At 37.6% G+C, this 14823-nt stretch carries 12 protein-coding genes; 6 read left to right on the forward strand and 6 right to left on the reverse strand.

Features of this window, described 5'->3' with window-relative positions; genetic code table 11:
• The first annotated feature begins 10 nt into the window (after window positions 1-10).
• Entirely contained in the window at window positions 11-472 is a 462-nt protein-coding gene (locus F0919_RS01480) for a hypothetical protein (RefSeq protein WP_150030937.1), read from the forward strand.
• A 72-nt stretch (window positions 473-544) separates the two neighbouring features.
• Here F0919_RS01480 and F0919_RS01485 read toward each other — a convergent pair whose 3' ends face one another.
• The 3 genes from F0919_RS01485 to F0919_RS01495 all read right to left on the reverse strand — a co-directional run bounded on the left by F0919_RS01485 (window position 545) and on the right by F0919_RS01495 (window position 4256).
• Window positions 545-1522: a L,D-transpeptidase gene (locus F0919_RS01485; RefSeq protein WP_150030938.1), complete on the reverse strand. Its 978-nt coding sequence runs from the start codon at window positions 1520-1522 to the stop codon at window positions 545-547.
• Window positions 1523-1750: 228 nt separating this feature from the next.
• The gene (locus F0919_RS01490) at window positions 1751-3538 is read right to left on the reverse strand and encodes an SPFH domain-containing protein (protein ID WP_235903435.1); all 1788 of its coding nucleotides are present in this window, start codon (window positions 3536-3538) and stop codon (window positions 1751-1753) included.
• 517 nt (window positions 3539-4055) lie between these two features.
• Window positions 4056-4256 (reverse strand): hypothetical protein, encoded by a 201-nt coding sequence (locus F0919_RS01495; protein WP_150030940.1) that lies wholly within the window; start codon window positions 4254-4256, stop codon window positions 4056-4058.
• 470 nt (window positions 4257-4726) lie between these two features.
• Here F0919_RS01495 and F0919_RS01500 point away from each other — a divergent pair, with 470 nt between their 5' ends.
• The gene (locus F0919_RS01500) at window positions 4727-6055 is read left to right on the forward strand and encodes an APC family permease (protein ID WP_150030941.1); all 1329 of its coding nucleotides are present in this window, start codon (window positions 4727-4729) and stop codon (window positions 6053-6055) included.
• A gap of 147 nt (window positions 6056-6202) precedes the next feature.
• On the opposite strand, the gene F0919_RS01505 is transcribed toward F0919_RS01500, so the two are convergent.
• Both F0919_RS01505 and F0919_RS01510 read right to left on the reverse strand, forming a co-directional pair.
• The gene (locus tag F0919_RS01505) at window positions 6203-6763 is read right to left on the reverse strand and encodes a hypothetical protein (protein ID WP_150030942.1); all 561 of its coding nucleotides are present in this window, start codon (window positions 6761-6763) and stop codon (window positions 6203-6205) included.
• A gap of 68 nt (window positions 6764-6831) precedes the next feature.
• A complete protein-coding gene (locus F0919_RS01510) occupies window positions 6832-7557 on the reverse strand; it encodes an MBL fold metallo-hydrolase (RefSeq protein WP_150030943.1) in 726 nt (241 codons plus the stop codon).
• A gap of 185 nt (window positions 7558-7742) precedes the next feature.
• Between F0919_RS01510 and F0919_RS01515 the strand changes: the two genes are divergently transcribed.
• The 4 genes from F0919_RS01515 (at window position 7743) to F0919_RS01530 (ending at window position 13481) form a co-directional block, all read left to right on the forward strand.
• The gene (locus tag F0919_RS01515) at window positions 7743-8912 is read left to right on the forward strand and encodes an AIR synthase-related protein (RefSeq protein WP_150030944.1); all 1170 of its coding nucleotides are present in this window, start codon (window positions 7743-7745) and stop codon (window positions 8910-8912) included.
• A gap of 124 nt (window positions 8913-9036) precedes the next feature.
• Window positions 9037-11535 (forward strand): bifunctional UDP-N-acetylmuramoyl-tripeptide:D-alanyl-D-alanine ligase/alanine racemase, encoded by a 2499-nt coding sequence (locus F0919_RS01520; protein ID WP_150030945.1) that lies wholly within the window; start codon window positions 9037-9039, stop codon window positions 11533-11535.
• Window positions 11536-11727: 192 nt separating this feature from the next.
• Window positions 11728-12897: an outer membrane protein assembly factor BamB family protein gene (locus tag F0919_RS01525; RefSeq protein WP_150030946.1), complete on the forward strand. Its 1170-nt coding sequence runs from the start codon at window positions 11728-11730 to the stop codon at window positions 12895-12897.
• A 173-nt stretch (window positions 12898-13070) separates the two neighbouring features.
• Window positions 13071-13481: a MaoC family dehydratase gene (locus F0919_RS01530; protein WP_150030947.1), complete on the forward strand. Its 411-nt coding sequence runs from the start codon at window positions 13071-13073 to the stop codon at window positions 13479-13481.
• A 56-nt stretch (window positions 13482-13537) separates the two neighbouring features.
• On the opposite strand, the gene F0919_RS01535 is transcribed toward F0919_RS01530, so the two are convergent.
• Window positions 13538-14710, reverse strand: coding sequence for an aspartyl protease family protein (locus tag F0919_RS01535; protein WP_150030948.1), 1173 nt, complete (start codon window positions 14708-14710; stop codon window positions 13538-13540).
• Window positions 14711-14823 lie beyond the last annotated feature (113 nt).

The following is a 14823-nucleotide window of genomic DNA, read 5'->3' on the forward strand; positions in this document are numbered from 1 at the left end:
AACCATACCCATGAATAAAACAATCAAAAATGCGGCAGCATTGCTTCTGCTATCTGCCTGTACAACAACATTTTTAAGCTCTTGCAAAGACGAAATAAAATCCTGCGAAACAGGATATGAAGGCTCAGACTGCAAAACTTTGACGCGGTCAAAGTTTATAGGCCAATGGAAGGGAAGCGAACAATGTAATACCGATGAACAGGATTACACCATATCGATAACAACAAATAACAGTAACAACCTTACAATAAACTATTCGAACATCAATAATAAAAGTTTTGTAGCTACAGGAAAGGTAACAAGCGCAAATGAGCTACATCTTGACGGAAGCGCAACAGGAACGGGCGGCGGCAAGATTACGTTTAGCGGTTCTGCAGTTTTAGATGAAACCGAAGGCACCATTACAGTAAATTATCTTATATCCAGCGATATAGAAAATACAGGTTGCACTTTTAAAGGCAAAAAGATTTAAAACCCCAATCATCAATGAAAAAGAAGGACACCACAACGGTATCCTTCTTTTTTATTCAAATAGTTCAAGAACTTACTTCAAAGTATCATTCGCATTTGCCTGCGCTGTAGTGTTTGTAGTTTGCAAAATATTTTGCCTTATGGATAGCTGTTTTTGAATTTCATCCATAAACGGCTGAAGAACGGTGTTTAAATCTCCTTCAGAAATCGTATTTGCATCGGGGTTTTCCAATAAGTTTTTCCATGGTCTGCGTTGTCCCCAGGGATATTCTCCATAAACTATTACCGGTGTACCTTTTGCCAGTAACTGACCTTTTTTGTCCAGTATCCACTGTTCGCCCCAAACATATAACCATTTGGCTTGATCTGCCAGCAGTCTTAAACAACTATGAGATGCAGGATATCCGGGTAAATCGTATTCATGCCAGCCCACGCCTTCTTTATTTTCGATATTAAAATTCCAATTCAGTTTCCATTCATCGTTTACAGAACTGATAATCTGCTTTCCTTTCCAATTGGTAAAATGAAGGCCAAGTGGCGTTGGATGAATTTTGGCCCCCATGCTCGAAGGCCCCCAATACACAAGTTTTCCGTTTTCATAAGCTCCAAAAGCCTGCACCGGGTAAGAAAAGAATATGATCTTAGGAATATCTTTAATCATGTCAACATAAGCCGGGAAAGGGCTGTATGCCATCAAATCAGTATCAATCTTGTCAGGGATAATTAAAGTATCGGCGCGCCCGATATGCTTTGCATCTACACGATTTAAAGCAAGAATAATATATTGTTCTGATTCGGAATACTTCTTTTTAAAAGCCTTAGTTGCAGTATCAACACCTTTTAAAGGATAGGCAGTAAATTTATGCTCACTTGGTTTTGGTTGCTCCGGTTCATTTGCTGCAGATTGCTGTTTGGATGAAGTATCAGCGCCGGGAGCTTTTTCCTGCGTTGCTATTTTGTCTTCTTTTGGTTTATCATTTAATCCGCACTGACTAAAAAACATTATTACGCTTAATCCTAATAATTGAAATACCTGTTTGTCGCTTATCATAAATCTGTTTGAAAATTAAAACTAAAATGTAAACATCAGAACCACCCATAAGGTTGGGTATTGACACTCTTTTAAAAATTGATGATATATCAATAACAAATTAAAACAATTTATTCGTCAACAAACAACTTTGTTCTGTTGCCTGATATAATTAATGATTCTGTCACACCTATGCAATAAAAGGCGCACTTATAAGAGTGCACCTTTTACGAAAACCACCATCAAAGTTTAGTTCCGGGAACTATTATCATCTTTTTTATCTCCAAGCATTTTCATCAACTGCATCCCTAACAATCCGTTCAGGCCGCCATCTGTGCCGCCATTGCCTGAAATAAGCAGGTCTGGTATTATTTTGATACCGTTTTTACCTATTTCTTCGGTCACTTTAAATTTGGTAAAATTATCGTCTCCCATAGCTTTTACCTGCAATTCATAAGCTTCTGCGGTGCTCTTACCAATTGCCATAATTTTCTCTGCTTCAGCCAAACCTGTTTTGGATATTTGTTCTGCATCTGCACTTGCGTTCAATTTAGTTGCTTCCGCTTTTGCAGCTGCAAATGCTTTCGTAGCTTCGGCTTCAGCATTTGCGCGCATTTTAGTTGCCTGTGCTTCAGCATCAACTTTCAATTTCAGGCTTGTTGCTTCACCTTCTGCTTTTTTAACGGCAGCATCAGCGGTACGTTGGGCAATCTCTACGCTTTGTTGTGCCTGTACAATTTCCTTTTGCATATCGGCAATGGCTGTTTCCTTTGCCATGCCTTGTCTTTGTTCCTGAGCCATCCTTTGGGTCTGATAGGTTTTTTGCTCTTCTTCTGCTATTTTACGGTCAGTCAATGTTTTCATCAGAGCTTCCGGAGGATTAATGTCGCCAATCAAAGTATCTACTGCGTTTACATTATATTCTTCCAACACAGCCCTGATATGCTCTTTGGCGCTTTCCTGCCTTTCTTTACGTGTGCTCAGAAAACTAATTACATCACTATCCTGAGCAGAGTTACGGAAATAGTTACCAATGGTTGGTTCCAACACCTGACTAACCAGGTTTGTCATGCTACCAAAACGGGCAATTACTTTAGGCGCTTCGTTTGCAGGCACATGAATAATTTGAGAAACGTCGAGATTAAAAGGGAACCCATCTTTTGAACGAACGGTAATAGTAGATAAATTTTTATCCAAAGCATGCGCTTCACTTCTTGCATTTGCCCAATTCAACACCAGATTTGTTGTCGGCACGATTTCCATTTTCATGGTGTATTTGTTCAAAGGATATTTACCTGGTCCCAATGGTTCATACCACACTCCTTTAAATCCTTTGGAAACAATATTACCATGTTTGAATGTATCACCTGTAACATCCGCACCATCATCACCGATAAAAGAAATAACAACACCCACGTATCCGATAGGCACTTCCGTCATCAGTATCTCCTCGATCTGAACAGCCCATTTATTGATATTATAGGAACCGGCCAGAATAATCTGAGGTTGTAATCCACGGCTACCGCCATTTTCAAGGAATGCGTCAAAATCCTGGAAGTTATTATGGCCTTCAACGTTATTACCCGCAATCTGGCCTTTGCTGATTGGCAGACCGTCTAAAGTAGTTACTATACCTACTCTGTTCTCACTGATACTTACCATATCGGCGATAGTAACAGTAAATGCAAACGTGTTAATACGATACGTACCCGCAGTAATATAGGATGTCTGACGTCCTTTTTGCCCGTTATTATTCAGGAACATTTCAGCATCCTGAAAATTGTCACTGCTAACTCTTCTGGCTAATATAGCGCCTGTTGGTATTTCCTGACCATCATTTGCCAATATCAGTCCTATTTTACCTTCGGGAATAACAATGAACGGCGACATATCAATAGTGTACTGCCAAACCCACATTCCCCAATAAAGTCCGGGAGCAAGGGTTCTGGCCTGAAAACCGGCTTCACCTTTGGTTGCAATAATTTTACCGTCGGGCAATGATTTATTTGAACCGAAGAGAACAAACTTTTTAGTCACCAGACCAATTTTATTTTCAGGAACAATAATCATCCCGAATAAAAAGCGTAAAATAATTCTGTGCAGAATTAAAGAAAAAAACAAAATCACAAGAAGGGTTACGAGCAATCTATGCTCTGTCATAAATGTTGTCATATAGATTTTAAAATTGCAAAACAAGTTAGGTCGCGGCTGTAAAAGCGGCGATGATTACCTTATTTCAGTTAAAAGGATTTTTATTGGAATTACAGCAAATATCATGCCAAAGTCGTTGAACCTACGGACCTGAGAATTGCTAATTGAATTTAATTAAACACGGAGGAGATGTGTTAAAATTAGAGAGAATAAATGCAGTCAAAAAAGACCTGCGGTACAAGGGTATCATTGCTTTGTAATATGACACCAAAGGTATACCAATTACAAAATACAAAATACAAAAACATACTATGATATTTACTTATAGCATTGGAGTTATTCAATAGAAAATAGCTATTGCAGTGCAATAGCTATTAAATTATTTGCAAAAATGTTCTGCGAATCAACTATCGTATTCATCTACGAGCTGAACACCTACAATACCATCTTTTACTTTCACTTTATCCAGCCAATTGGGCTCTGATTTGCGATTGTTCAATTCGCTCTTCAAATGATCATAAGCAATATAACTAATCACAATTTCTGAAATCTTCTTTCCTGCATTTATTGCTTCCTGATATAGTTCGTTAATCTTTGTAATCATCGCACATTTATTTGCAACAAAAGTAGCTTATGAAAGATCCGAAAACTACCCAAAAACAAAAATTGATAATTTGATAACAGAGAAAATACGAATATTAACAAGATTTTGAATATTATTTTACAAAGTATACAGGATAAAATAAAAAAATCATTTCCCGGTTAAGAAAATGATTGCAGCAGATGAAATTAAAAATGGTAAAAAAAGGAAAGCCGACCCAAGAATGAGTCAGCCCCTATAAACCCTATCACCATGAAAACACAAATGTACAGACAGGTTTTGAATAAACAATAGCATTAAGAAAATTTTTAGAGAAAAAATAAACTAATATCAAGATGATGAACATAATATTGAATTATATCAATGAAATAAGCCATAATTCTTCCGGATTTGAGTCGGTATGGCAATAAAAAGTTTCGATTGCAATTCTAAAAACTAAAACCAATCTTTATGGCTTAATTATCGGGGATAAAATGGAAAGAAGACTTGGACTGAGTCAGGCTACTGCAATTAATATGATAGACATGGTTGGTATCGGCCCGTTTATTACATTGCCAATGGTAATCAGCATGATGAATGGTCCATACTTTTTGTATGCCTGGGTTGCCGGCGCTGTTTTATCTTTTGTGGATGCCACTGTCTGGAGCGAATTGGGCGCTGCTTTTCCTAAAGCAGGCGGTTCTTATAACTTTTTAAAAGAAGCTTATGGCAAAAACAAATTGGGGCGTTACATGAGTTTCCTGTTTGTCTGGCAAACCATGATACAAGCGCCGCTGGTCATTGCTTCAGCCGCAATTGGCTTTGCAACTTATTTCTCCTATTTGTTACCGCTTAATTTTTACACTTCAAAAATAGTGAGCGGGAGCGTCGTAGTGCTTATTGTGCTTTTACTTTACCGGAAAATTGAAGACATCGGAAAAATAAGCGTATTGCTTTGGAGCGGCGTTTTGATAACCTTATTCTGGATTATCGGCGGCGGTATTGTTCATGGAAATTTCCTTTCTCCGATCAAACACATCAATGACGGGCTTTCATTGAACTATGCTTTTATAACAGCTATTGGGTTTTCGTCTGTAAAGACGGTTTATAGTTATTTAGGCTATTACAATGTCTGTCATCTTGGTGGTGAAATAAAAAACCCTGCTGTCAATATTCCCCGCAGTATGTTTCTATCCATTGCAGGAATTGCAGCGTTGTATCTGTTAATGAATATAAGTGTGGCAAGCGTTATTCCCTGGCAGGAAGTTCACAAAGACGATTTTATTATCAGCATTTTCATGGAGAGGCTGATGGGTAACAATGCTGCAACCATCATCACCATTTTTATATTATGGGTGGCGTTTGCATCCGTTTTCTCTGCTACGTTAGGCTACAGCCGCATTCCTTATGCTGCTGCTGCCGATGGCGCTTTTTTCAAAATATTTGCCAGGCTTCACCCTACAAAAGGCTTTCCTTATATTTCCTTATTAATATTGGGCGCTATTGCATTTTTATTCAGCATGCTTTTTAAGTTATCTGAAGTAATAAGTGCAATATTAGCCATGCGGATTCTGATTCAGTTTATCAGCCAGGCTATCGGACTTATGTTATTAAGGAGCAGAAAGAAAGGATCCGAATTTCCTTATAAAATGCCTTTATTCCCCATACCTGCAATATTAGCTATTATTATGTGGGGAGCGCTTTTTGTAGCAACAGGAAAAGAAATGATGCTTGCCGGATTAACAGTAATAATTATAGGGACAGTAGTGTATTTTATTAAAGCCAGATTTCAAAAGGAATGGCCTTTTCAAAGCCAGGCTTAAAATTCCTAAATCATTAAGAGTATTTACCGGCAGCATGGATTCAAGCCTGGTTCTGTGTTCCTTGCTTTTATCCGATACCGAATCCAGGCCACGAACTCATTACAGAAGTTATTCCTGTTTAGGTTTAGTTCCAGACTCAATTAGCTACTAAAGATCTTTAAAAATAGAATTTTCATCCGTGGTCTCTATTTTTATTGAAGTATTACTCAACTTCTTTTTTACCTGCCAGACCTGGAACCAGTAAACAATAAAAGCAATAAAATAGCCGATTACGGCAAAAATGGAAAGATAAAAGATACTTAATAAATTTATAAGGAAGATGCTTGCATAGGCGATCGCAAGCCATATCCCAGCCAAAAAAGTCGGCTTATGTTCATAATAGATACCTCTGTTATCATATTCGAGTGATACTGAGTTTGCAATTTTTACAAACAAATAAAACTGAATTATTGACATAAATGCAGTGACACCATTTCTGAGAATATTTAACAAAGAAAAATATTCATAACTCAACCATCCTAAATTAAAAGGGATTTCGATAATCGTAGTCACGAAATGCAATAACAGTATCCAGACAATGCCCGGCTGGATTTGCCTGTTGCCGTACTGAACATTAAGCATAAGGTCCATCAGGGTCTTGACAAAAAAACAGTAAACAATAATAAAGCCTATTGTACCAATCGAAAATCCGACAGAATAAATTTCCATTTTCAGAATTTAAAGGGAGAGTATTTTCACGAAATTGAAAATACTTCATTTGATTTCAAAGCAAAAACTTACAACATTTTTGCAATGGGAGTTTTTACATCATGATAAAACAAAAATTGCCAACCTTCCCTTGCGCCTTCCAAGGCCCATTCTTCACGCAGCTGCATTGCTTTTTTACCGTCAAAATCATATTTAGCGACATATTTCATTTTCATTTGCTTGTACTGCGGCGCTTCATCTCCCCCATAAAATATAATACCGGTTTCAGATTCAATTTTAAAAACAATATGTTGCGGACAATGGCCATTTGTATGTTCGTAATGAATATATCCGTCAATCGTACCATTCTCTCCATTCAGCCAGTTTACACGATTGCAGGTTTTAAGGGGCAATAATTCTTCCACATAATAGGATGGATAACCCGTCTGAATTGCGAAATCCATTTCATTCTGATAAATATAAAATGTTGCATTCGGAAATAAATTGATATCAATACCGCCTGCATGGTCCTTATGCAAATGAGAGAGCAAAATCTTGGTTACATCTTCAGGATGAATATTGTGCTTTTTTAAATTGTCAGGCAAATGCGCAACGCCATCAGGGTTATTGAAGCCCAAACCTGTATCGAGTAGAATAATATCTTTATCGTTTACAATAACAAAGGGCTGTACTTCTACAAGCAAAGAGCCCGTAGGCCTGTCATTCAGCTCATCATTCGTCTGGTTAAAAGGACGGAAAATTTTATCATGTCCAATCGTAAAAGTTCCTTCTGAAAGCGGGAAAATCTGAGTCATTATTAGTCTTTAGTTGTTAGTGGTTAGTCGTTAGCAAATAGTAACAGGTATTAATATTGAATAATGTGGAATTAATCGATTATCAATCTGAACGAAAAAAACCAAATATTATAAAATACCAAGAACTAACCACTATCGACTAATAAACTTAAAATCTTACCTTTGCACTCCAATATAATTTTTGCATGAATCCTCAAGACCGCTATGCCCTCAGAGGCGTATCCGCACAAAAAGAAGAAGTTCACAAAGCCGTGGCAAAGTTAGACAAAGGACTGTATCCAAAAGCCTTTTGTAAAATATATCCTGATTATTGGGGTAATGATGAAGACTATTGCAATATCATGCATGCTGACGGGGCAGGAACCAAGTCGATTCTTGCTTATATGTATTGGAAAGAAACCGGAGACAGAAGTGTTTGGAAAGGTGTTGCCATTGATTCTATTGTAATGAATATTGATGACATGCTTTGTGTAGGCGCAACCGGTCCTTTTACTTATTCTTCCACCATTGGCCGCAATAAGCATCTTATTCCGGGCGAAGCTATCGGAGATATCATTAATGGTTCTCAGGAATTTTTCGATACTTTAAAAACTTACGGTATTGAAGTTCATTTTATGGGCGGAGAAACGGCTGATGTTGGTGATGTGGTAAGGACCATTATTGTCGATGGTACAATGGCTTGCCGCATGCCACGTAAAAAGATTGTAACTACTGATAATATTGCTCCGGGTGATGTTATTGTTTCCTTCGCATCTTATGGACAAGCTATTTATGAAACGGAATATAACAGCGGTATCGGCAGTAATGGTCTGACCAGTGCCCGTCATGAGTTATTGCATCATGATTATGCTGCTAAGTACCCGGAAAGTGTTGACCCTGGTTTACCAAAAGAAGTGGTATATAATGGTAAGTTCAAAATGACCGATGCAACTGAAACACCTTTAGATGCAGGCAAAATGATTCTTTCGCCGACCCGCACTTATGCGCCTTTAGTATTGAAAGCATTGGAACAACATGCCGATAAGATTCACGGCATCATCCATTGCAGCGGTGGCGGACAAACAAAATGTTTACATTATTTACCGCAAGGCCTGAAAATAACCAAGAACAACTTATTGCCGGCGCCACCTATTTTCAGGATGATACAGGAAGCTGCAGGAACAGACTGGAGAGAAATGTATCAGGTTTTTAATATGGGCCAGAGGCTTGAAATATTTACGGATAAAGCAACAGCAGACGCATTGGTTGAATTAGCTGCAACCTTTCATATAGAAGCACAAATCAGCGGCTATGTTGAAGCAGCAGAAAAGAACGGATTGGTTATTGAAAGCGAGTTCGGAAGATTTGAATATTAAACATTGAGATGCTGGACATCAGATGTTAGATATAAAATTGTAGAGACGCGCGATTGCGCGTCTTTATCGTTAAATGATTAAAGCAACAAAAGCATAGTAATCACAGAATCAAAGTTCAGACAACATGTTATTAAGCGATATACAGAAGGCAACTAAGGCTGAATTAATTTCAGAAGAAACGAAGACAATAGAAATCGATGAGTTACTTATTGATAGCAGAAAGATTGCAAATGCAGACACAGCATTATTTATAGCCATTAGAGGCAGCCACCGCGATGGACATCAATTTATTGCAGATGCTTATAAAAAAGGCGTCCGTGTATTTTTAATAAGCGAAAAAATAGAGCAAGGTCTTTACCCCTATGCAAGCTTTTTGAAAGTCAATGATACCGTAGCTGCATTACAGCAATTAGCAGCGTATCACAGGAATCAATATCATTTTCCCATCATTGGTATAACAGGTAGCAATGGTAAAACCATTGTGAAGGAATGGTTGTTTCAATTACTTTCTGCCGATTATAAAATTGTAAGAAGTCCCAAAAGTTATAATTCTCAGATTGGCGTACCTCTTTCTGTATGGGGCATTGAGGCACATCATAACCTTGGCATATTTGAAGCGGGTATTTCGCAACCGGGAGAGATGAATAATTCAGAAAAAGTGCTACATCCTGATATTGGCATTTTTACAAATATCGGTGAAGCACATAGCGAAGGTTTCATGAATCAACGCCAGAAAATAAATGAAAAGCTGGCCTTATTCAGGCAAACAAAAGAACTCATTTACTGTAAGGATCATCATGAACTGAATGAATCGATTGTTCAATATGCGCATCAGGTAAGAAATAACCCTGACAATCCTTTGAAACTGTTTACATGGTCGCAAAAGTCGGATGCAACATTGCGTATTCATAGTATTGAAAGAGAAAACAATGTTTCTGTTATCAAAGCCAGTTACGAAGACAAAGAAAGAACGATAACGATTCCGTTTATTGACCACGCTTATATTGAAGATGCAATTCATTGCTGGTGTGTTTTATTGCTGTTAAAATTGGACGACGCGGTTATTGCAGAAAGAATGCTGCACCTTCATGCTGTTGCAATGCGCTTGCAATTATTGCATGGAATGGATAACTGCACCATCATTAATGATACTTATAATTCAGATCTTACTTCTTTGCAGATTGCGCTTGACTTTCTGGAGCAACAGCGGCAACATCCGCGTAAGACGGTTATACTTTCTGATATGTTGCAAATGGGGAAACCCGACCGTGATTTGTATGAAGAGGTTGCCGACCTTATTCATCAAAAAAACATTTATCGCATCATTTGCATCGGGCCTGCTTTATATAAGAACAAAGAAGCATTCAGGAAATACAAAAAGCTACGCAGCATTTTCTTTAAATCTACTGATGAATTATTGAAAAAGCTACACATGATTACTTTTGAAAACGAAGCTATATTACTGAAAGGTGCGCGTAGCTTCCGCTTTGAAAAGATTGAAAAACTACTGGAACAAAAAATCCACAAAACCGTACTTGAAATCAATCTTACTGCCATACAACACAACCTGAATGTATATCGCGACCTTTTACCAAAAGGCGTTAAAACAATGGCGATGGTAAAAGCTTACAGTTATGGCAGCGGTAGTTATGAAATAGCAAACCTCTTACAGTTTGAAGGCATTGATTATCTTACGGTTGCTTATGTGGATGAAGGCGTAGCATTGCGAAAAGCAGGTATTACGGCACCAATTATGGTTATGAGCCCGGAAGCTGCTGCGTTCGACAGAATGATTAGCTGGAAACTGGAACCTGAAATTTTCAGTATAGATTCATTGCAATCATTTTTAAAAATTGCAAATGCATTTAATGAGCAACACTACCCTATCCATATCAAATTGGATACGGGAATGCACCGGTTAGGCTTTATGAAGCATGAACTGGATGCTTTGATTGCCGAGTTAAAAAATAATAATGCATCTAAAGTAGTAAGTATCTTCAGTCATCTGGCAGGTAGTGATGCCGCCGATTTTGACGGTTTTACCGAAGAGCAGGCTATGCATTTTAATGAAATGAGTAAATATCTTAAAGATGCGTTAGAGATCAATCCTTTATTGCATCTGGTAAATTCTTCCGGAATTACACGCCATCCGGAATTATATTATGATATGGTGCGTCTTGGAATCGGCATGTACGGTTTTGACGGGAGCAATAAAATCCAATCGCAACTCAGGCACATCGGCACATTGAAAACAACCATTGCACAGATAAAGGAATTGCCCAAAGGTGAAACCGTCGGTTACAGCCGAAAAGGTATATTGAAACACGAAAGTAAGATTGCGACAGTAAGCATTGGCTATGCCGACGGTTATTTCCGTGATTTTGGAAATGGAATCGGGCACATGCTCGTTAATGGTCAACCTGCTAAAATCATCGGTTCTGTTTGCATGGATATGTGCATGCTGGATATTTCAGGCATTGAAAATGTGAAAGTTGGCGATGAAGTCATTGTATTTGGTAATGATTTACCTGTAAGCACTCTGGCAGATTGGGCAAAGACGATCCCTTATGAAATACTGACAAGCATCTCACAAAGAGTAAACAGAATTTATGTAAATGAATAAAAAGCCAAAAATGAGAGCAATTGCTCTCGTTTCTATTTTATAGATATAAAATCTATGTAAAAACGACTTAAAATTCAGAAAATTGAAATAAAGGCATCCCCCAACATAAAAATTATTCAGGCCGTCTTTGCATAATAGGAATAGAATGCTTATTATTGTGAGCAATTCTTTTGAGTAAAACTTAAATACAGAATGAATCTACGTAAACGCTATTGTATATTGGCCGCATCGGCTATGTTAGCTATAACCGGCCTTAATTCCTGCAAAAAAGATTATAGCCCTGACACACCATTGCCGGTAACTTATTCCCAATCATTGTTTGTTGGCAGCGATAATCAAATCATTTACGCATTAGACCCTATTTCTCTTGAAAAGAAATGGAAGTTTTCTGCTGACGGTGAAATTTTATCTACACCGCTTGTAAAAGATAAAGTTTTGTATGTCGGTACTTCAAAAGGAACACTGTACTCCATTAATGCACAAACCGGTGTAAAAATAAATTCTATAAGTTACAGCAATGCCATAATCGGCACACCTATATTCAGAGGCGATATGCTTTTAGTAGTAGAAGGAACAAAACTACATACACTTAAAGCTGACCTGACCGACTATTATGTTCTCCCTTCTACTAATACGAATGTGTTTGACATGGGGGGAAGTATTAACTCTTCACCTGCTATTCATAATATCGCGGGCGGTTTTCAGAAAGCTATCTTTATTTCCGGCATGAATAATAATGTAGTTGCATTAAATGATCTTCTGCAAGTATTGTGGACATTTACACCTGCCGAGCCCGGTGCATTTTATTCTTCTCCATGTGTGGTAAATGACAGTTTTGTTTATGTAGGAAATGACAACGGAAATGTTTATGCTATCAAATCTCTGAATGGAACACAGAAATGGAGTTTCACAACAGGCGCACAGGTACGTAGCTCCCCGATTCAAATTGGCGGCAATGTATTAGTCGGCAGTGATGACCGTAATTTCTATTCTGTCGATTCAGCAACAGGTTTACTGCGCTGGAAAGTTCAGACGGGTGATGCCATCCAGTCTTCTCCGGTAGTTTTCAATCAAAATGTTTATTTCGGAAGCTATGATTCCAAATTTTATTGCATAGATATAATTGATGGTCACGTTGTATGGCAAGTCCCTACACAGGCGCTTATAAAATCTTCGCCGGTGGCATTTAACGGAGATATCTATTTTGGCGGTTTTGACAAATTATTATATCGTCTGGATGCTACAACCGGCGCACAACGCGTTACGCCATACAGAATTAACGGGCAAATGGCTACATCTCCTGTTATAGATGATATTTCAAAAGTTTATGTGCCATCAATAAGCGGCGACTACAGATATTAATAGAAAAATATTATAATTTAAAAAAGCGGCCTGATTCAGGTCGCTTTTTTAAATTTAGCCTGAGGGAAAACTTTTATTGAAATAAGAATATAATTTTCCCGATTATTCTTTGTTGATAAAAAACAATTTACTTACTTAGCAACTATCTATTAATATAAAAAAAGAAATTTCCTATGCTAAAAATCGGAGACGAGTTTCGTCACAAGTTCAGTTATACACAAGAAGATGTAGATGGATATGCAAAAGTAAGCGGCGATACTAATCCATTGCATATAGATCCTCAGGCAGGAAAAGAAAGCATGTTTGGCCGTAATATTATTCACGGTTTTCTGGGAGCGAGTGTTTTTACCAAAATTTTCGGAACGCTATGGTATGCTGATGGTCATGTATATATGAGCCAGAATATTAAATGGCTAAAACCTATGTTCACCGACCAGGAATATGAAGCAGTGGTAAGAGTAAAAGAGATTTTCCCTGATAAAAACAGAGTGACTTATGAATGTCTGGTATATGATGTAGCGTCAGGAGACCAGACGATTGCAGCAGAAGCTACACTTATGAATAAGAAACAGTACGTTTGGTAATTATATCCCAACCATAATTTAAAAAAGATGCCGCCATACGGCATCTTTTTTGTTTTTTACAAGATAGAACTGACCTTGAGCAACATCGGCATATAATCTTTTTCCCTTTTTATAACAATACTCAGCGTGGTTTTTTCAGACTTCAACATTTTCCGGTAAGCCTGAAGACTACCTGAAAAAACTTTTTCGATACCGATAATTTCATCCCCGACAATAAAACCGGCTTTTTCAGCAGGAGAATTCGGAATTACATCATACACTTCAACTTTTCCCTTGTTCTCCCAAATGTTTAAGCCTGAATAAGAATAATCGAAGGGATCATTAAACGAATTATTCGGCTTCAGGAATATTTCATTTTCAGGGAAATTCAGGATAAGATTAAACCGGCTTAAAATACCACTGCCTACCAGTCCAAGCTGACGCGGATACTTCAAAACGTTATTACTATCGGCATAAATAAAAACCGGTACGTGTTTAAAATTATAAGGGCCAAATGAAAAGCTCTTCACAACCGCAATGCTCATATTTTCTCTTCCCATAACTCCCTCAACATTTGCTATAAGAGGCTTTCTTTTGGGCAGGAAAATATTGCTATCTGCAACAAATTGTTTTGAGAATAGCAATTCAAGCCCCGCACCGCTGTCAAAATAAAAATTACCATCTACTTTCTTAGCATCCGATATCGAAACACTTTCAAATGGTATGGATGTGATAGGTTTTTTAAAAACAAAACCCCTTGAAGGATAATTAAATTTGCCTTTAGAATACACTTTGACCATTGCTGCATCATAATCAACTGTTACTATGTATCGTTTCAAAAAACTATAACCGATGATACCGTCAATTTTGATATTGTAAAGTGCTGACAATAAACTATAATCATTTAAATGAAAATTAAGGCTGTCAACATTATAGCCTCCCAAGTTCAAAGTCCTGTTAAATGTGAATCTTACCCTCCTCTTCCCTCCTACTCCCGATGCAAACGTGTCCGTCATCCTACTTTCGATACCAAGTTTTACACATGTGGTACTATCCAGAGAAATACCACCGCTTCCGGTATCCAGTATAAAATTCAACGAATCTTTATATGGAGACAATTGGGCTTTAATAATAACAATGCCGGACAAAAATTTTTCAAAGGGAAACTGAGCCAGCAGTTTCGCATCTTCCTCTGCTCTGAGTTGAAAAGAAATAATGAATATAAAAATAGCAAATACAAATTTTCTCATAAAGAAACCATTTAAAAAATCATTATAGCAATGCAGCGATGTTTTTATTAATCATTTATCTAATATAGACAAGGGCAAGAATATTTTTTTCACCCTTATGAGGGGATTTAGTC

The sequence above is a fragment of the Taibaiella lutea genome, assembly GCF_008629695.1.
Taxonomy (GTDB): Bacteria; Bacteroidota; Bacteroidia; order Chitinophagales; family Chitinophagaceae; genus Taibaiella; species Taibaiella lutea.

What these genes read in the sequence shown, in the direction of transcription:
- F0919_RS01505 (WP_150030942.1), bottom strand. Translation starts at nt 6,763, where the DNA reads ATGGAAATTTATTCTGTCGGATTTTCGATTGGTACAATAGGCTTTATT.
- F0919_RS01495 (WP_150030940.1), bottom strand. Translation starts at nt 4,256, where the DNA reads ATGATTACAAAGATTAACGAACTATATCAGGAAGCAATAAATGCAGGA.
- F0919_RS01500 (WP_150030941.1), top strand. Translation starts at nt 4,727, where the DNA reads ATGGAAAGAAGACTTGGACTGAGTCAGGCTACTGCAATTAATATGATA.
- F0919_RS01510 (WP_150030943.1), bottom strand. Translation starts at nt 7,557, where the DNA reads ATGACTCAGATTTTCCCGCTTTCAGAAGGAACTTTTACGATTGGACAT.
- F0919_RS01520 (WP_150030945.1), top strand. Translation starts at nt 9,037, where the DNA reads ATGTTATTAAGCGATATACAGAAGGCAACTAAGGCTGAATTAATTTCA.
- F0919_RS01535 (WP_150030948.1), bottom strand. Translation starts at nt 14,710, where the DNA reads ATGAGAAAATTTGTATTTGCTATTTTTATATTCATTATTTCTTTTCAA.
- F0919_RS01480 (WP_150030937.1), top strand. Translation starts at nt 11, where the DNA reads ATGAATAAAACAATCAAAAATGCGGCAGCATTGCTTCTGCTATCTGCC.
- F0919_RS01525 (WP_150030946.1), top strand. Translation starts at nt 11,728, where the DNA reads ATGAATCTACGTAAACGCTATTGTATATTGGCCGCATCGGCTATGTTA.
- F0919_RS01515 (WP_150030944.1), top strand. Translation starts at nt 7,743, where the DNA reads ATGAATCCTCAAGACCGCTATGCCCTCAGAGGCGTATCCGCACAAAAA.
- F0919_RS01530 (WP_150030947.1), top strand. Translation starts at nt 13,071, where the DNA reads ATGCTAAAAATCGGAGACGAGTTTCGTCACAAGTTCAGTTATACACAA.
- F0919_RS01485 (WP_150030938.1), bottom strand. Translation starts at nt 1,522, where the DNA reads ATGATAAGCGACAAACAGGTATTTCAATTATTAGGATTAAGCGTAATA.